The sequence below is a fragment of the Anaeromassilibacillus sp. An200 genome (genome assembly GCF_002160025.1).
GTDB classification, from domain to species: domain Bacteria; phylum Bacillota; class Clostridia; order Oscillospirales; family Acutalibacteraceae; genus Caccousia; species Caccousia stercoris.
This window is the reverse complement of sequence record NZ_NFJU01000002.1, coordinates 19,387-32,722: the sequence shown is the minus strand read 5'-3', so window position 1 is coordinate 32,722 and position 13,336 is coordinate 19,387. Positions and strand designations below refer to the sequence as shown.

Sequence of the window (13,336 nt, the reverse complement as noted above, 5' to 3'; positions counted from 1 at the left end):
CATCAAGGAGGTGTTTTACCATGAAGACCAGGGCTGAAATCTACGGAAACGAGGCTGCGGCGCTGCTGCGGACGGTGACAATGTATCCTGGCCTCAGCCAGCAGCAGCTTCTTTGCTTTCACCCTGGCAAGGAAGAATCTGCAAAGGCCCTGCTTTCCCATCTGGAAAGGCAGGGCCGTATTTTTCAAACTGATAGCGGCGGATATTTCCCCGCCGGTCAGACAGCCAGAGCGGATCAGGCGCTTGTCCGGGCAGTTTGGGTGCTACTTGACTTCATTCAGCAGGCAGATTACCACGCTCCCGCAGATTTTCCCGTTAAACTTGTGTTCTTTGCTGATGGAGAACTATACGAAGTTGCCTGCGTTGCCGATGGACAAGAGGCTCTCGTCTGCCATGCCCTGCGGGGCAATAAGGGCGGAAGTCGCCGTATCATTCTAGTCGATTCGCCAGCACAGATTGTCAAAATCGACTGTCCTGGCATATCCGGTTTTTGCACCGTATCTAAAGATGGACAAACCCAGTATTTCAAGAAAGCAGGAGGCACATGATTTTTGGATCGCAAACTGATTTCCCGTAGGATCGGAAGTATTCTCGACGACATATCCCGTTTGAGTAATGCGCTGTACGCAATGGATACTACAGACATCCAACGCTACCCCGACAATTACGAAATTCTCTCTACAGACGCCGCACTGCGAGCAAAACGGATTGCTTGTCGGCTGCGGCATTTGATCTACTCCAGCACCTCTATCCGAAAAGGCGATTATCTCCAGTCCGCCAGTGTTGCACAGGGCATTTCAATCACTTATGAAAATGAGGTTTTGGAAGTCACACTTCCTGGGCTGCTGCCAAAACGCAGGCAGCGGCAAAGTTCCGAGTTTCTGCTGGACCCACTCTATTTTGCGCTGGAGCAGTACGCAAAGGAGCGGCCTCTCCCCCATTACCGGGATTGTGTTGTCTGCTTTGCCCAGGTGTATGACCAGGCACTCCCCACCAGGCGGGTGCGTGACTATGACAATCTGGAAGAAAAGCAGCTCCTGGATCTACTGTCCACCTTTGTGATGGCCGATGACACCGGCTTACTGTGCGATGCCTATAATACCACAGAGCTGGGAGAACAGGACTGCACAAAGATCTTTGTCATGGAAAAACAACGGTTCCCGCAATGGCTTGCTGAGCGCAAAGCAAGCCTAAAATCCATCTCGGATTTTTGAGCGTTTTGGCTCTCTCTTTTTCCGATGTGCCCCAGCACCATAAAAAAGCCTGGATTTTCAACGGTTCCAGTCTTGAGCCACAACAGACTTTTACCGAAGTTCTCAGTCATCACGGTAAAAACATGATTCACGAGGGAGGTGATCACTTGGGAAAAACAGCCGGACATTTCCACAGCCGGACACACTTCCCTTCCGGCTTTTGGCGCTGACTGCTATCTCTGGAGAGTTCCCCACCAGCCAGCTCAACCGCCTCCCAGCCAGTCCTTACTATTTGGAGTCAGTCGTAACCGATCTGAAAAAGAGTGGATTTCTCCGCACCTACTACCGGGACAAACTCCGTGGTTATCGGTTGGGGGTCCGTGCCAAAAGCAGGCTGCTGGACAACTGGCCTGAGCGTTTTGCACCCTATCTGACAGGAGACACCGACACCAATCGGCTGAAAAGCGAGATTGGCCGTCGGCTTCGTCTCCACCGCCTTGCAGAAACCTATGTCACAATGGACAATGCAGGGGTCGGGCTTTTTTAGGATGAAAAGCCAAAGGTCTTTGCCCCACAGGGCTATACTGGCGAGTTGGTGGAGTACCCTGCGTTTTACAGCTCCCGCGAAGTCAAAGAGATGGGGATAGATACCACGCAGATACGCAGTTCTCGTTTTACTGGGGTGCTTCTTGCCCCAAGTGGTATCTTTGTCATCTATAACAGCAGCACAGCTCTAATGAAATGGCGCTACAAGTCCGAGATGCGGGTAAAAACCCTAATGTGGAGTGTTCTGTGCCAACAGCGCCTCCCCAGGCAATATCATTCGGACACAGTGCAGGGTGTGGTGCTTGAAGAAAGTATGGAGCTCGCTTTTCAGATGCTGACCAGCACTGGTGGCACCAAGCATGACTATTTCATGCTGGATGGCAGCTACGATCACTTTTTCTTCCTCACCAACGACCATCAGGGAGAAGTGTTGCTGGCCTTGCTATGCGATCCTGTCAAAACTGCGCAGCTCAATGGCATTTTACAACAGGGCCTTACGAGCAAAGGTGTGAACCGTGCTGTTGAGCATGATGCCTTTGAAGCAGATGGGACTCCCGTGCTGTTTGGCTACTTCTGCGATTTGCCAAGGATCACACGCTTCAATAGTGCCCTTGATCTCATGGAATGCTCAGGAACGCTCATTTGTTTTGATTATCAAGCAGATGTGTTACGACGCTACTGCGGTAACAGGGTGCGCTTTCAAACCATTGACTTTATCAAATTTGAGAGGAGGTTGTTCCCATAAATAAGAAGAAACTCATTGTTGGCCTGATTGCTGCGCCCTTCACTATCCTCGCAATTCTCTATTCGGGAGGTTTTCTGGGGCAGATATTAGGCAATTACGCAGCTTGGAAGCAGGGCGGCAGCGTTCCTGGGGACGGCACATCCCCTGTGGCGGCGTCGCCCGACTTTTTTACCTGTCTGACCTCAGTGCTGCACCCTCCCTATGGGGTGTACGGTGTCCTGATCTGCATCGGCCTGCTGGCGATCCTGCTGCTGATGGTTATGAAGATGGGCTACAGTGATACTGGCGAGTATGACACTGACCGGAATATCATTTATTCAACTAAGGGCACCTATGGCACTTCCGGCTGGATGAGCCGCAAGGAAATGTCCGGGGTGCTTGATTTGGTACCGGACCTTCGCAAGCACAAAGGCGTTGTACTGGGGATGTTAGATGGCAAAGCGGTCTGTATTCCCGAAAATCCCCGAATCAACGGAAATCTGGCCGTATATGGTTCCAGTGGCAGCATGAAAACCCGTTCCTTCTGTATGAACCGTATCCTTCAGGCGGTGATCCGTGGGGAGTCACTGATCATTTCAGATCCCAAAAGCGAACTCTACGAAAAATCCAGCGAGTACCTGCGCAATCAAGGCTACTGCGTCAAGGTGTTCAATCTGGTGCTCCCAGAGAACTCGGACAGCTGGAACTGTCTTTCCGAAGTGGAAGGACAGGAGCTGATGGCCCAGCTCTTTGTGGATGTCATCATCAAAAACACGAACAGCTCCGGCAAAGGCGATCATTTCTGGGATAGCTGCGAAATGAATCTGCTGAAAGCCCTTGTTCTCTATGTGGATCAGAGCTACGCAACGGAGAACCGCAATATTGGCGAGGTATACCGTTTGCTGACGCTGAACGGAGAATCCGATTTGGACAACCTATTCGATGTTCTGCCTCCCACTCACCCTGCCAAAGCGCCGTACAGTTTGTTTAAGCAGGCCAGCGACACTGTGCGAAGTGGTGTCATCATTGGCCTAGGCTCCCGCCTTCAGGTGTTCCAATCGGAACTGATCAAGAAAATCACCACCCGAGACGAAATTGATTTGGAGCTGCTCGGTCAGGAGCTGTGCGCCTACTTCCTCGTAACCAGCGACCAGGACAGCACCTTTGATTTTCTGGCAAGTCTGTTTCTGTCCTTCTGCTTCATCAAGCTGGTGCGGTATGCGGACAAAAACTGTGAGGGTGGTAAGCTGCCAATTCCCGTCCATATCCTGGGCGAAGAACTGACGGCTTGCGGCACTATTCCCGACCTGTCCCGCCGTCTCAGTGTGATCCGCTCTCGCAACATTTCCATGAGCTGCGTGTTCCAAAATCTCGCGGGTCTTCAGAACCGGTATCCGCTCAATCTTTGGCAGGAGATTCTGGGTAACTGTGACGCACAACTTTTTTTGGGATGCACAGATGGGCTCACAGCAGAATTCATTTCCGAACGCACTGGTCTGGCCTCTGTGTCGGTGTCCAGCAAATCCAAGCAGTTGGGCACCTGGCGCATTTCCAACTACACACCAGAATACAGGGAGACCTCTGGTGTCGGCAAGCGGCCTGTGCTCACCCCGGATGAGGTGTTGCGTCTGCCTATTACGCAGGCGCTGGTCATCATCCGGGGCCAGAAGGTCATAAAAGTTGACAAAATGGACTACTCAAAACACCCAAAGGCGTCTAAGCTCCATTCCTGCAAGGCATCCTCCCACATCCCTGAATGGCGCCAGCTGGAGCAGGAGCAGCCGACCGTTCCTGCTGCTCAGCCCCCGCGACCCGCTACACCGAAAAAGGCAGCACGGAAAAAGCCCAAGCCTGCCGCCCCCTCTACTGAGGAGAAGAAAACCGGAGCAAAGGCCCCGGAGGGCATTGTTTCAACCGATAAGGACTCAATCCTTTCGTAATTTCCCAATTTAAGGAGGTTTTACTTATATGGCAACCAAGAAAAAGGAATTGCTGGAACAAGGGACTTCTGTTCCTGAGACCACCACATTGGAAGGGGCCCCCGTTCCTGCTGAGGATATGGCTACCCCTGACACCACCCCCGCTGACAGCGAGGACTTGAATGTCCTGCTGGCTTCTATGGATCAGACCGACAGTGTCCCCCTCTTCTGATGGCAACACTAGCAATCTTCCGGAACTCACGGAAGCCGAAATGTTTGGCGATGATCCTGCGAACAGCGACGAAAATGGCGACGATGCTTCCTCTGACGAAAATGCAGACACCGTGCGGGATGATGAAGCGGTGGATGGCTATGCTGGAGAGCTCCCGGCGGATGGAAAAAGTGTCAGTGACGAAGTAGCTTCCGGCCTGGAGGCCGAAGCTACAGAGGCATCGTCCACCGCAAAGCCCCGGCGCACTTCCCGCAGGAAAAAGGCGGCGGATGCCTCTGCCGAGGTTGAGGCCCCTATTCCGCAAACGGACATGGAGACTTCTCCGATGGATGAACCGCCGGCCGAGGATGCGGCTGCTGCGGATGGTGAACCGGTTTTGGAGGATGTATCCGCTCCGATGGAGGAACAGTCTCCCGAAACTACCGCGCCCCAGGCACCCGCTCGCCGGCGAAATGTGCAAACGCGCCGCGAGGCCTCTATCCTGACCATCCGCAGCCGTGAGGATGTAGAGACGGCGGAAGACCGTGAGGATGTCATCTGGCATGAGATCCACAACGCCTACCGTACCCGCCGTATTCTGACGGGCCAGCTGGGCGGCATTGAGCAGCTGGACAACCGCAAGACGGTGGCCGTGGTGGACTATAAGGGATTCCGCATCATCATTCCCATCAAGGAAATGATGATCAACCTGGGCCGCAGCCCTTCCGGCCAGGAATATGCAGACCTGATGTTGCGTCAGAACAAGATCCTGGGCAATATGCTGGGGGCTGACATTGACTTTGTGGTGCGGGGTATCGACTCCAAGACCCGCAGCGTGGTCGCCAGCCGTCGGGAGGCGATGATGCGTAAGCGCCAGATCTTCTACTTTGATCTGGACGTCGATGGCATGTACCGTGTCTACGAAGGCCGCATCGTGCAGGCCCGTGTGATCGCTGTGGCCGAGAAAGTCATCCGCGTGGAAGTGTTCGGCGTTGAGTGTTCCATTCTGGCCCGGGATCTGGCTTGGGACTGGATCGGCGATGCCCATGAACGTTTCTCTGTAGGCGACGAGGTTCTGGTCCGTATTCTCAGTGTGCAGCGTAAAAGCCTGGAGGATTTGAGCATCCGGGCCGACATCAAGAGTACGGCTGAAAACACTGACCGGGACAATCTGCAGAAATGCTGTATCCAGGGCAAGTACGCTGGCAAGGTCACCGATGTCCATAAGGGCGTCGTCTATGTCCGGCTTGCTAACGGTGTCAATGCGGTAGCCCATTCCTGCTACGATTACCGAATGCCTGGGAAGAAGGATGATGTGTCCTTTGCCGTCACCCGCCTGGATATGGATCGTGGCGTGGCCGTTGGCATCATCACGCGGATCATCCGGCAGAACCTGTGATACTATAATGTAAAGCTCCGCTCCAGCGGCACTTAATTGTACCTTGCTGGGGCGGGGCTTTTTTATACATTTGGTATAGAAGGTTTGACTCGTGCCCAAATAACGTCGCAAATTAGATATTCTACTTTTTCCAAAAAATAATGTATTTAATTTTTAAAATGTGCTATGCTATATAAAAAGGGGTGGTCACATGAATCTAAGAAAAATTAGTTTTGGAAACTTCAAATGTCTTTATAAAGCATCTTTTGAGCCGGGAAAGATCAATGTGTTTATCGGTGCTAACGGATCTGGTAAGTCCACTATTCTGGAAGGAATTGGTTTGTTGAGTGCGGCTATGACAGATCGTGTTGATGCTACCAGTCTCCAGCGCAAGGGAGTTCGTCTCAGTGTTCCGGATCTTTACAAATCAAATTTCAAGAGTATCGGTCGGTTAAAATCTACCGTTGATCTTTCTTTGGAATGGGACGATGGCAGCAGCTCAGATATGTGCCAGTATGATGTTCACTTGACAACTCCCACAGATACAGAGTATTGGAAATATCATTCTGAAGCCTTTTTTCAAAATGGAGAAAAGTTATGGGGGCGTAGCAACGCATCTTCCAAGCAAAGCAGTAATTACATTGGGTTCTTTCTCATTGATGATACAATCGATTTGAAAGTGAGCCGGAAGATCGCAGAGGATTTTTCTGCCTATGGAATTTTTCAGCCGAATACCATTACCTTACGTGGTACTGCACCGGATACGAACCAGACAACACCGATTGGGCTGAATGGTGGTCGCCTTGCGGAAGCAATCAAGGCGCTGATCCGCTTTGAGGATGATGATGTATTTTTCGGAAATCTATATATGGACGATATTCTTGATATGATCGACTGGGCTGCTGATATTACTGTAACGGCTCCAAAGAAAAGTAACATCAATGCTAATGTTCCAACCACTCGTGATGTTATTGCATTCACTGACCGCTATATGAAGGACACTGCCCAGTTTACCGGATACGATGCCAGCGAAGGGGCTCTCTATGTCCTGTTTATGCTTACATTGGCGATGCACCCGCAAGGCCCTTCCATCTTTGCAGTGGACAGCTTTGATCACGCATTGAACCCACGGTTGGCAAAAAAAATGATAGAAGTCTTCTGTGATCAGATTTTACAACAGGGCAAACATGTCTTCCTGACCACCCATAATCCGCTTATTTTGGACGGACTGGATCTGAATAATGACAACATTCGCTTATTTGCAGTAGACCGTGATGCCAATGGCTACGCCCAAATTCAGCGGGTCAAAGTTTCCCAGGAACTGATCAATGAAGGCCAGCCACTGTCCCGGCTTTGGATCAATGGCCGGCTGGGAGGTGTACCAACTCTAATATGAAACACATAGGAATCATTTGCGAAGGTCCCACTGATTATATTATTTTGAAAGGTGTTATTGACCGTATTATTGGGGAAGAAAACACGTATGTCATGCTTCAGCCGGAAAACGACTTGACAGGAAAATACGGAAACGGATGGAAAGGTGTCTGGAAATGGTGTCATGACAATGCATCTATTCGCAAGGAATTGATGAACGGCATTCAGCCGGCACTGGATTTTCTGGTTATTCAGATGGACGGGGATGTATCCCGGAAAGAAAAATCCGCCCATTGCTGGTGCGAAGCAACACGATGCGACCACAAGGGAGACTGGAATCCTTTGGAGTGCGACATTACCCCTGATGGGCGAGCTGCCTGTCCCATCACTCTTCCATGTTCGGGTCATGATGCTTCTGTGACCGGGTATATGTCTCACCTCAAAGGGCTTCTTACCACATGGCTCAAAGAAACAGATGACACTTGCATTGTCATCCCATGTGATAGTACCGAAGCTTGGGTCGTCGCTGCTTACGATCAGACTGAAGGCGTGGAGATGATTGAAGCGCCGTGGGAACATATCATTGCACATGGAAAGTCTTATCACGACATTCGAATTTCCGGTCAAAAGAAGCGTGTCCGAATATTTGAGCAATTTGTACCTACCATCTGCGAGAATTGGTCTAAAGTGACAGAGCTTTGCCAGAGCGCACATGATTTTGAGGAATCTCTTTTGGCTCTCGTGTAATTCCTTCAACAATATTTTTTTAAGCCGCATGGGGCTCTGTCACCCCATGCGGCCTTTATGTTGAGGACTTGAAATTATATCTCTATAAGCTTAACCTCACGCCCCAGAATATGGGCATTGCGTAGCGTGAACAAGGTCCCTCCTTTTCCTCGACCATCATATACTGCAATCACGCGCTGCGATTGGGAAACCATATAGCGATTGCGATTCATATAACACGATGGAACATAATGGTCAGAAATTACCTTCACGACATCACAAACAGACAGCAGTTCGTGAAACTTTTTGTCCTTTGTTTTCAGGCGCCCAGCGTATGGGATCGCAGCTTCTAAAAACAAGCCATCATGATTTCTTTTCGCCTCAGCAACAGCTGCCGCAAATATAAGATCTGTCCCTTCCGCAAAGCCAGAAATAAAGCAAGTATATCCATCTTGAATAGCAGTCTCAACCTCTCTTCTTAGTGCTGCCTCTACATATTCTCTTTTTTCCATAGTAATATCTCTGTGCCCCGTGACACAACAAGTTTTCATTTCAGTCCCCATTGTTATCCTCCAATCCTATCTTCACATATCTGTGTTATAGGCAATATTGCCTATAACATTACATCTTCATTATAGGCAATAATAAAGATATGTAAAGAAGGAAGTGGAGGAAACGGCAGAAATGATCTCATATGAACCCTTGTGGCAAACCATGAAGCGGTGTGGTGCAACCACATATACCTTGCAGGCCAAAGCTGGCATCAGCAGTTCGACCATCCGCCGAATGCAGGCGAACGAATCCGTCTCCACCAACACCTTGGACACGCTCTGCAAATTTTTTAACTGCGAACTGGATGACATTGTAAAATTCCAACCTGATGAAAAGTAGCACGGAGAAATGGCACAAGCTGTTTCTCCGTGCTGCTTTCTTTTACTGACTGGAAACCTGCGGCAAAAGAATTGGCAAAATATTGCCCCTATATTGGCACAGTCCTGCCCTTTCCCCGTAAATCTATATCTGGTATACTTTGTACAGTCAAAAACTTTGTAAAGCAGCCGCTCTGGTTGATTGATACACTGTGCATTTTTTAAAATTAGACCGATTTTCCGGCAAGCGCTTTACTGTACACACAGCCGCAGTAATTCTGCCGGTAAAGGTTATATTCCTCCGAGAGAACGATCGAGCGCTTAAAGCCTTCCTTCTTTTTGAAATCGGAGGGAAGCCAGCGCACGCCGGTTTCGGCGGCAAGGCGCAGACCGATTTCGTTGAGCTTCTGCGCGTTTTTCAGCGGGCTGATGGAAAGGGTGGTGCAGAACCAGTCGAAACCGCGTTCCTTTGCGATTTGAGCGGCTTCGCGCAGGCGCAGCTCGTAGCAGCGGAAACACCGCTCGCCGCCCTCCGGGATGCGTTCCAGGCCGCGTGCAATCGCCGTAAACTCGGACGGCTCATAGCGCCCGGCTTCAACTGTTACCGAGTTTTTCAGCGGCATCTCGCTCACCAAACGGCGCACCTCCTCCAGCCGGTGGTCATACTCCGGCGCGGGGGAAATGTTCGGATTGTAGAACAGGAGCGTGATAGAGAAATACCGTGAAAGATATTCCAGCACATAGCTGCTGCACGGCGCGCAGCACGCATGGAGCAGGAGCGTGGGCGGCGCGCCGTTCTCCGGCAGCGCCGCCAGGATGCGATCCAGCTCCCGCTGATAATTCACCCTGTTTTCCAGCATGTTACGCTTCTTCCTTCTGCGCGGAGGGCAGGATGGCGATTCCCAGCTCTTCAAGCTGCTTCGGGTCGACATGGCCCGGAGCGGCGCTCATCAGTTCAGCGGAGGACGCCACCTTCGGGAAGGCCAGCACGTCGCGGATGTTGTCCGTGCCAAGCAGCACCATCATGATGCGCTCGAGACCCCACGCCATGCCGCCGTGCGGCGGAGCGCCGAAGCGGAACGCGTTGAGCAGGAAGCCGAAACGGGCCTGCGCCTGCTCCGGGGTGAAGCCGAGGGCTTCAAACATCTTGGCCTGCACGTCCGGATCGTTGATACGGATCGAGCCGCCGCCCAGCTCGTAACCGTTGGCGACCATGTCGTAAGCCTTTGCGTACACGTGGCCGGGATCGCTCGTCAGCTTGTCCACGTCCTCGTCGCGCGGAGCGGTGAAGGGGTGGTGCATCGCCACATAGCGGTCCTCTTCCTTGCTGTATTCAAACTGCGGGAAGTCCGTGACCCACAGCAGGCAGGGCTTGGAGGTGTCGATCAGGCCAAAGCGCTTGGCCAGCTCGCAGCGCAGAGCGCCGAGGGAGGCAAACACCACGGAATTGTCGTCGCTTGCAACGAGGAACAGCACGTCGCCCGGCTGCGCGCCCATAGCGGTGCGGATGGCGGAGCACTCCTCGGGCGTGAGGAATTTCTCGTAGGAGGACGTTTCTTTCTCCGCGAGACGCGTCCACGCAAGACCCTTCGCGCCGTATGCCTTGATCCACTCCTGAAGCTTGTCGATCTCCTTGCGGGACAGCTTCTCGGCCTCGCCCTTCAGGCAGATGCCGCGCACGGAGCCGCCCTCCGCCAGCGCGCCGGAGAACACCTTGAATTCCGTGTTTTTCAGAGCGTCGCTGAGATCCACCAGCTCCAGACCAAAGCGCATGTCCGGCTTGTCGCTGCCGAAGCGGCGCATGGCCTCATCCCATGTCAGGCGGGGCAGCGGAAGTGGGATATCCACGCCGCACAGCTCCTTGTAGGCCTCCTGGATGAAGCCCTCGCCGATGGCCATCACGTCCTCCTGATCGACGAAGCTCATCTCAAAGTCAATCTGCGTGAACTCGGGCTGACGGTCGGCGCGCAGATCCTCGTCGCGGAAGCAGCGGGCCACCTGCATGTAGCGGTCAAAACCGGAGAGCATGAGGAGCTGCTTGTACAGCTGCGGCGACTGCGGCAGGGCGAAGAAGCTGCCCTGGAACACGCGGGACGGTACCAGATAGTCGCGCGCGCCCTCGGGCGTGGAGGCGATAAGGTCCGGCGTCTCGATCTCGAGGAAGCCGTGACGATCAAAGTAATCGTGAGCCACCTTCACCAGCTTGTGGCGGGCGATGAGGTTGCGCTGCAAATTCGGGCGGCGCAGGTCGAGGTAGCGGTATTTCAGGCGGGTGTCCTCCTTCACGTTCGAGTCCTCGAGGATCTCAAACGGAGGGGTTTCGGACTTGGCCAGCACGCGCAGCTCCGTCACCTCGATCTCGATCTCGCCCGTGGGGATCTCGGGGTTCTTCGAGGTGCGCTCGCGCACCTTGCCGCGCGCCGCCAGAACGAACTCACCGCGCGTGGTGAAGGCCTTCTCAAAGATGGAGCGGTCGGTGCTCTCGTCGAACGCAAGCTGCACGATTCCCGTGCGGTCGCGCAGATCGATAAAGATGAGCTGTCCGAGATCGCGCTGCCGCTGTACCCAGCCGCACACGATGACCTCCTGTCCGATATGCTCCGGCCGCAGCGTGCCGCAATAGTGCGTGCGCTTGAGGCCCGTCATTGTTTCTGCCATGTTGAAACCTCTCTTTTCCTGTGTTTTTTGTCGTTGCCGTATTCAGGCGAAACGGGCGGAAAGCCCGGTGTGCCTGGGAAAAATGCTTTTTATAGTTTTCCACAATTCCATTGTGGAAAGTGTGGAAAACCGGTCAGAATGACAGATCCTCGTCCATCGTGGTGATGGTGAGGAAGTCGTCGAGGAAGTTTTCCCCGAGAGAAATTTTCTTCTTTTCACCGGTTTCCATGTTCTTCATGTCCGCTTTTCCGGCGGCCAGCTCGTCGTCGCCGAGCACAATGCTGTATTTTGCGCCGATCTTATCGGCGTACTTCATCTGTGCCTTGAGCCCGCGATCGTTCACGTCGCAGGCAGCCTTTACGCCGCTCTTCCAGAGCGTGTCGCACAGGCGGAACGCGGCCATCTTGGCGGGCGCGCCAAGGGATGCGATAAACAGCTCGCACGGCTCCTCGCTGGGCAGTTCAATGTTCTGCTGGCGGAGAAGGAGAAGCAGGCGCTCCATGCCGAGAGCGAAGCCGAGCGCGGGCATGGGCTGGCAGCCCAGCTCCTCAATCAGCCCGTCGTACCGGCCGCCGCCGCAGACGGTGATCGGCTTGCCGTCGAGCTCGCAGACGAACTCGAACACCGTGCGGGTGTAGTAGTCCAGGCCGCGCACGATGGACGGGTTTACGGTGTATTCCACACCGGCGGCGGTGAGGGCTTCCTTGACGCTCTCAAAGTGCGCTTTGCAGTCGTCGCAGAGGTAGTCGAGCATCCGGGGCGCGCCCGCCGCGACGCGGCCGCACTCGGGGCTCTTGCAGTCGAGAATGCGCATGGGGTTGCGATCCAGACGATCGAGGCAGGTGGAGCACAGCTCCTCCCGGTGCTCTCCAAAATACGCTTTGAGCGCTTCGGTGTATTTGGCGCGGCATTCCGGGCAGCCGATGGAATTGAGCTCCAGCGAAACGCCGGAAAGGCCGGTGCGGTCAAAAATGGAGCGGGCCATGAGGATTACCTCGGCGTCCGCGAGCGGTGCGGCTGAGCCGTACATCTCCGCGCCGAACTGGTGGAATTCGCGCAGACGGCCCTTCTGTGCCTTCTCATAGCGGTAGCACGAGGTGAAATAGTAGAATTTCACCGGCAGGCCGCCGTTGTATACGCCGTGCTCGAGCATGGCGCGCGCCGCGCCCGCGGTGCCCTCCGGGCGCAGGGTGATGGAGCGTCCTCCCTTGTCGAGGAAGGTGTACATTTCCTTCTGCACCACGTCGGTGGTGTCTCCGACGCTGCGCTGGAACAGCTCGGTGTGCTCAAAGACGGGGGTGCGGATTTCCCCAAAGCCGTGCAGGGAAGCTTCTCCCCGCATAACCTCCTCGAGTACCTGCCACTGAACGGACTCCTCGGGAAGAATATCCTCGGTTCCACGCGGCGCCTGAGTCAGAATTGCCATAATCATCGTCCTTTCCTATGGTAAACTATTGGATTTATCGGAAAAAGAAAAAAGATCTCCCAGTCCCCGAGCGCCGGCCCTGCGGCCGCCTCAAAAGGGACGAGGGGAGATCCTCGCGGTGCCACCCTTTTTTCAAGCGCCGGGCAAACGGCGCTCCTTCCTTTCCCCCTGTGTTCTGCGAGGGGGGCGCAGCGGCTCCCGGGTGTCCTTCTCCGAAGCAGGATCGCGGCGCGCTTCCAGCCGATGGCGCGCTTCTCTGTGCGGTGCTTCGGGTACTGCTCCCGTTCGTCGCCGGTTTTCTATACGGAACCC

General features: G+C 53.7%; 14 protein-coding genes. 10 read left to right on the top strand and 4 right to left on the bottom strand.

Going from position 1 to position 13,336, the window contains the following annotated elements; all coding sequences use genetic code 11:
* Window positions 1-20: 20 nt before the first annotated feature.
* The 9 genes from B5F35_RS01335 to B5F35_RS01305 all read left to right on the top strand — a co-directional run bounded on the left by B5F35_RS01335 (window position 21) and on the right by B5F35_RS01305 (window position 8,092).
* Window positions 21-548: a DUF5697 family protein gene (locus B5F35_RS01335; RefSeq protein ID WP_087237321.1), complete on the top strand. Its 528-nt coding sequence runs from the start codon at window positions 21-23 to the stop codon at window positions 546-548.
* 3 nt (window positions 549-551) lie between these two features.
* Window positions 552-1,214, top strand: a complete 663-nt coding sequence (locus tag B5F35_RS01330; RefSeq protein WP_087237320.1) for a DUF6100 family protein — start codon at window positions 552-554, stop codon at window positions 1,212-1,214.
* 271 nt (window positions 1,215-1,485) lie between these two features.
* A complete protein-coding gene (locus B5F35_RS19545; RefSeq protein WP_442856408.1) occupies window positions 1,486-1,740 on the top strand; it encodes a hypothetical protein in 255 nt (84 codons plus the stop codon).
* Between the two features lie 189 nt (window positions 1,741-1,929).
* Window positions 1,930-2,484 (top strand): hypothetical protein, encoded by a 555-nt coding sequence (locus B5F35_RS19540; RefSeq protein ID WP_442856407.1) that lies wholly within the window; start codon window positions 1,930-1,932, stop codon window positions 2,482-2,484.
* A 14-nt stretch (window positions 2,485-2,498) separates the two neighbouring features.
* Entirely contained in the window at window positions 2,499-4,403 is a 1,905-nt protein-coding gene (locus B5F35_RS01320) for a VirD4-like conjugal transfer protein, CD1115 family (protein WP_442856414.1), read from the top strand.
* A gap of 28 nt (window positions 4,404-4,431) precedes the next feature.
* Window positions 4,432-4,614: a hypothetical protein gene (locus tag B5F35_RS19115; RefSeq protein ID WP_242969353.1), complete on the top strand. Its 183-nt coding sequence runs from the start codon at window positions 4,432-4,434 to the stop codon at window positions 4,612-4,614.
* A gap of 40 nt (window positions 4,615-4,654) precedes the next feature.
* Window positions 4,655-5,992: a S1 RNA-binding domain-containing protein gene (locus B5F35_RS01315; protein WP_242969352.1), complete on the top strand. Its 1,338-nt coding sequence runs from the start codon at window positions 4,655-4,657 to the stop codon at window positions 5,990-5,992.
* A gap of 190 nt (window positions 5,993-6,182) precedes the next feature.
* Complete coding sequence (locus tag B5F35_RS01310) at window positions 6,183-7,367, top strand: AAA family ATPase (RefSeq protein ID WP_087237317.1); 1,185 nt, start codon at window positions 6,183-6,185, stop codon at window positions 7,365-7,367.
* Window positions 7,364-8,092 carry a hypothetical protein gene (locus tag B5F35_RS01305; protein ID WP_087237315.1) on the top strand — a complete coding sequence of 243 codons (729 nt, stop codon included), beginning with the start codon at window positions 7,364-7,366 and terminating at the stop codon, window positions 8,090-8,092. The genes B5F35_RS01310 and B5F35_RS01305 overlap by 4 nt, the downstream gene beginning before the upstream one ends.
* A gap of 74 nt (window positions 8,093-8,166) precedes the next feature.
* On the opposite strand, the gene B5F35_RS01300 is transcribed toward B5F35_RS01305, so the two are convergent.
* Window positions 8,167-8,634 carry an SLOG family protein gene (locus tag B5F35_RS01300; protein ID WP_087237313.1) on the bottom strand — a complete coding sequence of 156 codons (468 nt, stop codon included), beginning with the start codon at window positions 8,632-8,634 and terminating at the stop codon, window positions 8,167-8,169.
* A 121-nt stretch (window positions 8,635-8,755) separates the two neighbouring features.
* On the opposite strand from B5F35_RS01300, the gene B5F35_RS01295 reads away from it, so the two are divergent.
* Window positions 8,756-8,962, top strand: a complete 207-nt coding sequence (locus B5F35_RS01295; protein WP_087237311.1) for a helix-turn-helix domain-containing protein — start codon at window positions 8,756-8,758, stop codon at window positions 8,960-8,962.
* A 205-nt stretch (window positions 8,963-9,167) separates the two neighbouring features.
* Here B5F35_RS01295 and B5F35_RS01290 read toward each other — a convergent pair whose 3' ends face one another.
* The 3 genes from B5F35_RS01290 to hisS form a co-directional block, all read right to left on the bottom strand.
* The gene (locus B5F35_RS01290) at window positions 9,168-9,800 is read right to left on the bottom strand and encodes an epoxyqueuosine reductase QueH (RefSeq protein ID WP_087237309.1); all 633 of its coding nucleotides are present in this window, start codon (window positions 9,798-9,800) and stop codon (window positions 9,168-9,170) included.
* Window position 9,801: 1 nt separating this feature from the next.
* On the bottom strand, window positions 9,802-11,598 hold the full coding sequence (gene aspS / locus B5F35_RS01285; protein WP_087237307.1) for an aspartate--tRNA ligase: 1,797 nt from the start codon (window positions 11,596-11,598) through the stop codon (window positions 9,802-9,804).
* Between the two features lie 133 nt (window positions 11,599-11,731).
* Window positions 11,732-13,024: a histidine--tRNA ligase gene (gene hisS, locus B5F35_RS01280; protein WP_087237549.1), complete on the bottom strand. Its 1,293-nt coding sequence runs from the start codon at window positions 13,022-13,024 to the stop codon at window positions 11,732-11,734.
* Window positions 13,025-13,336 lie beyond the last annotated feature (312 nt).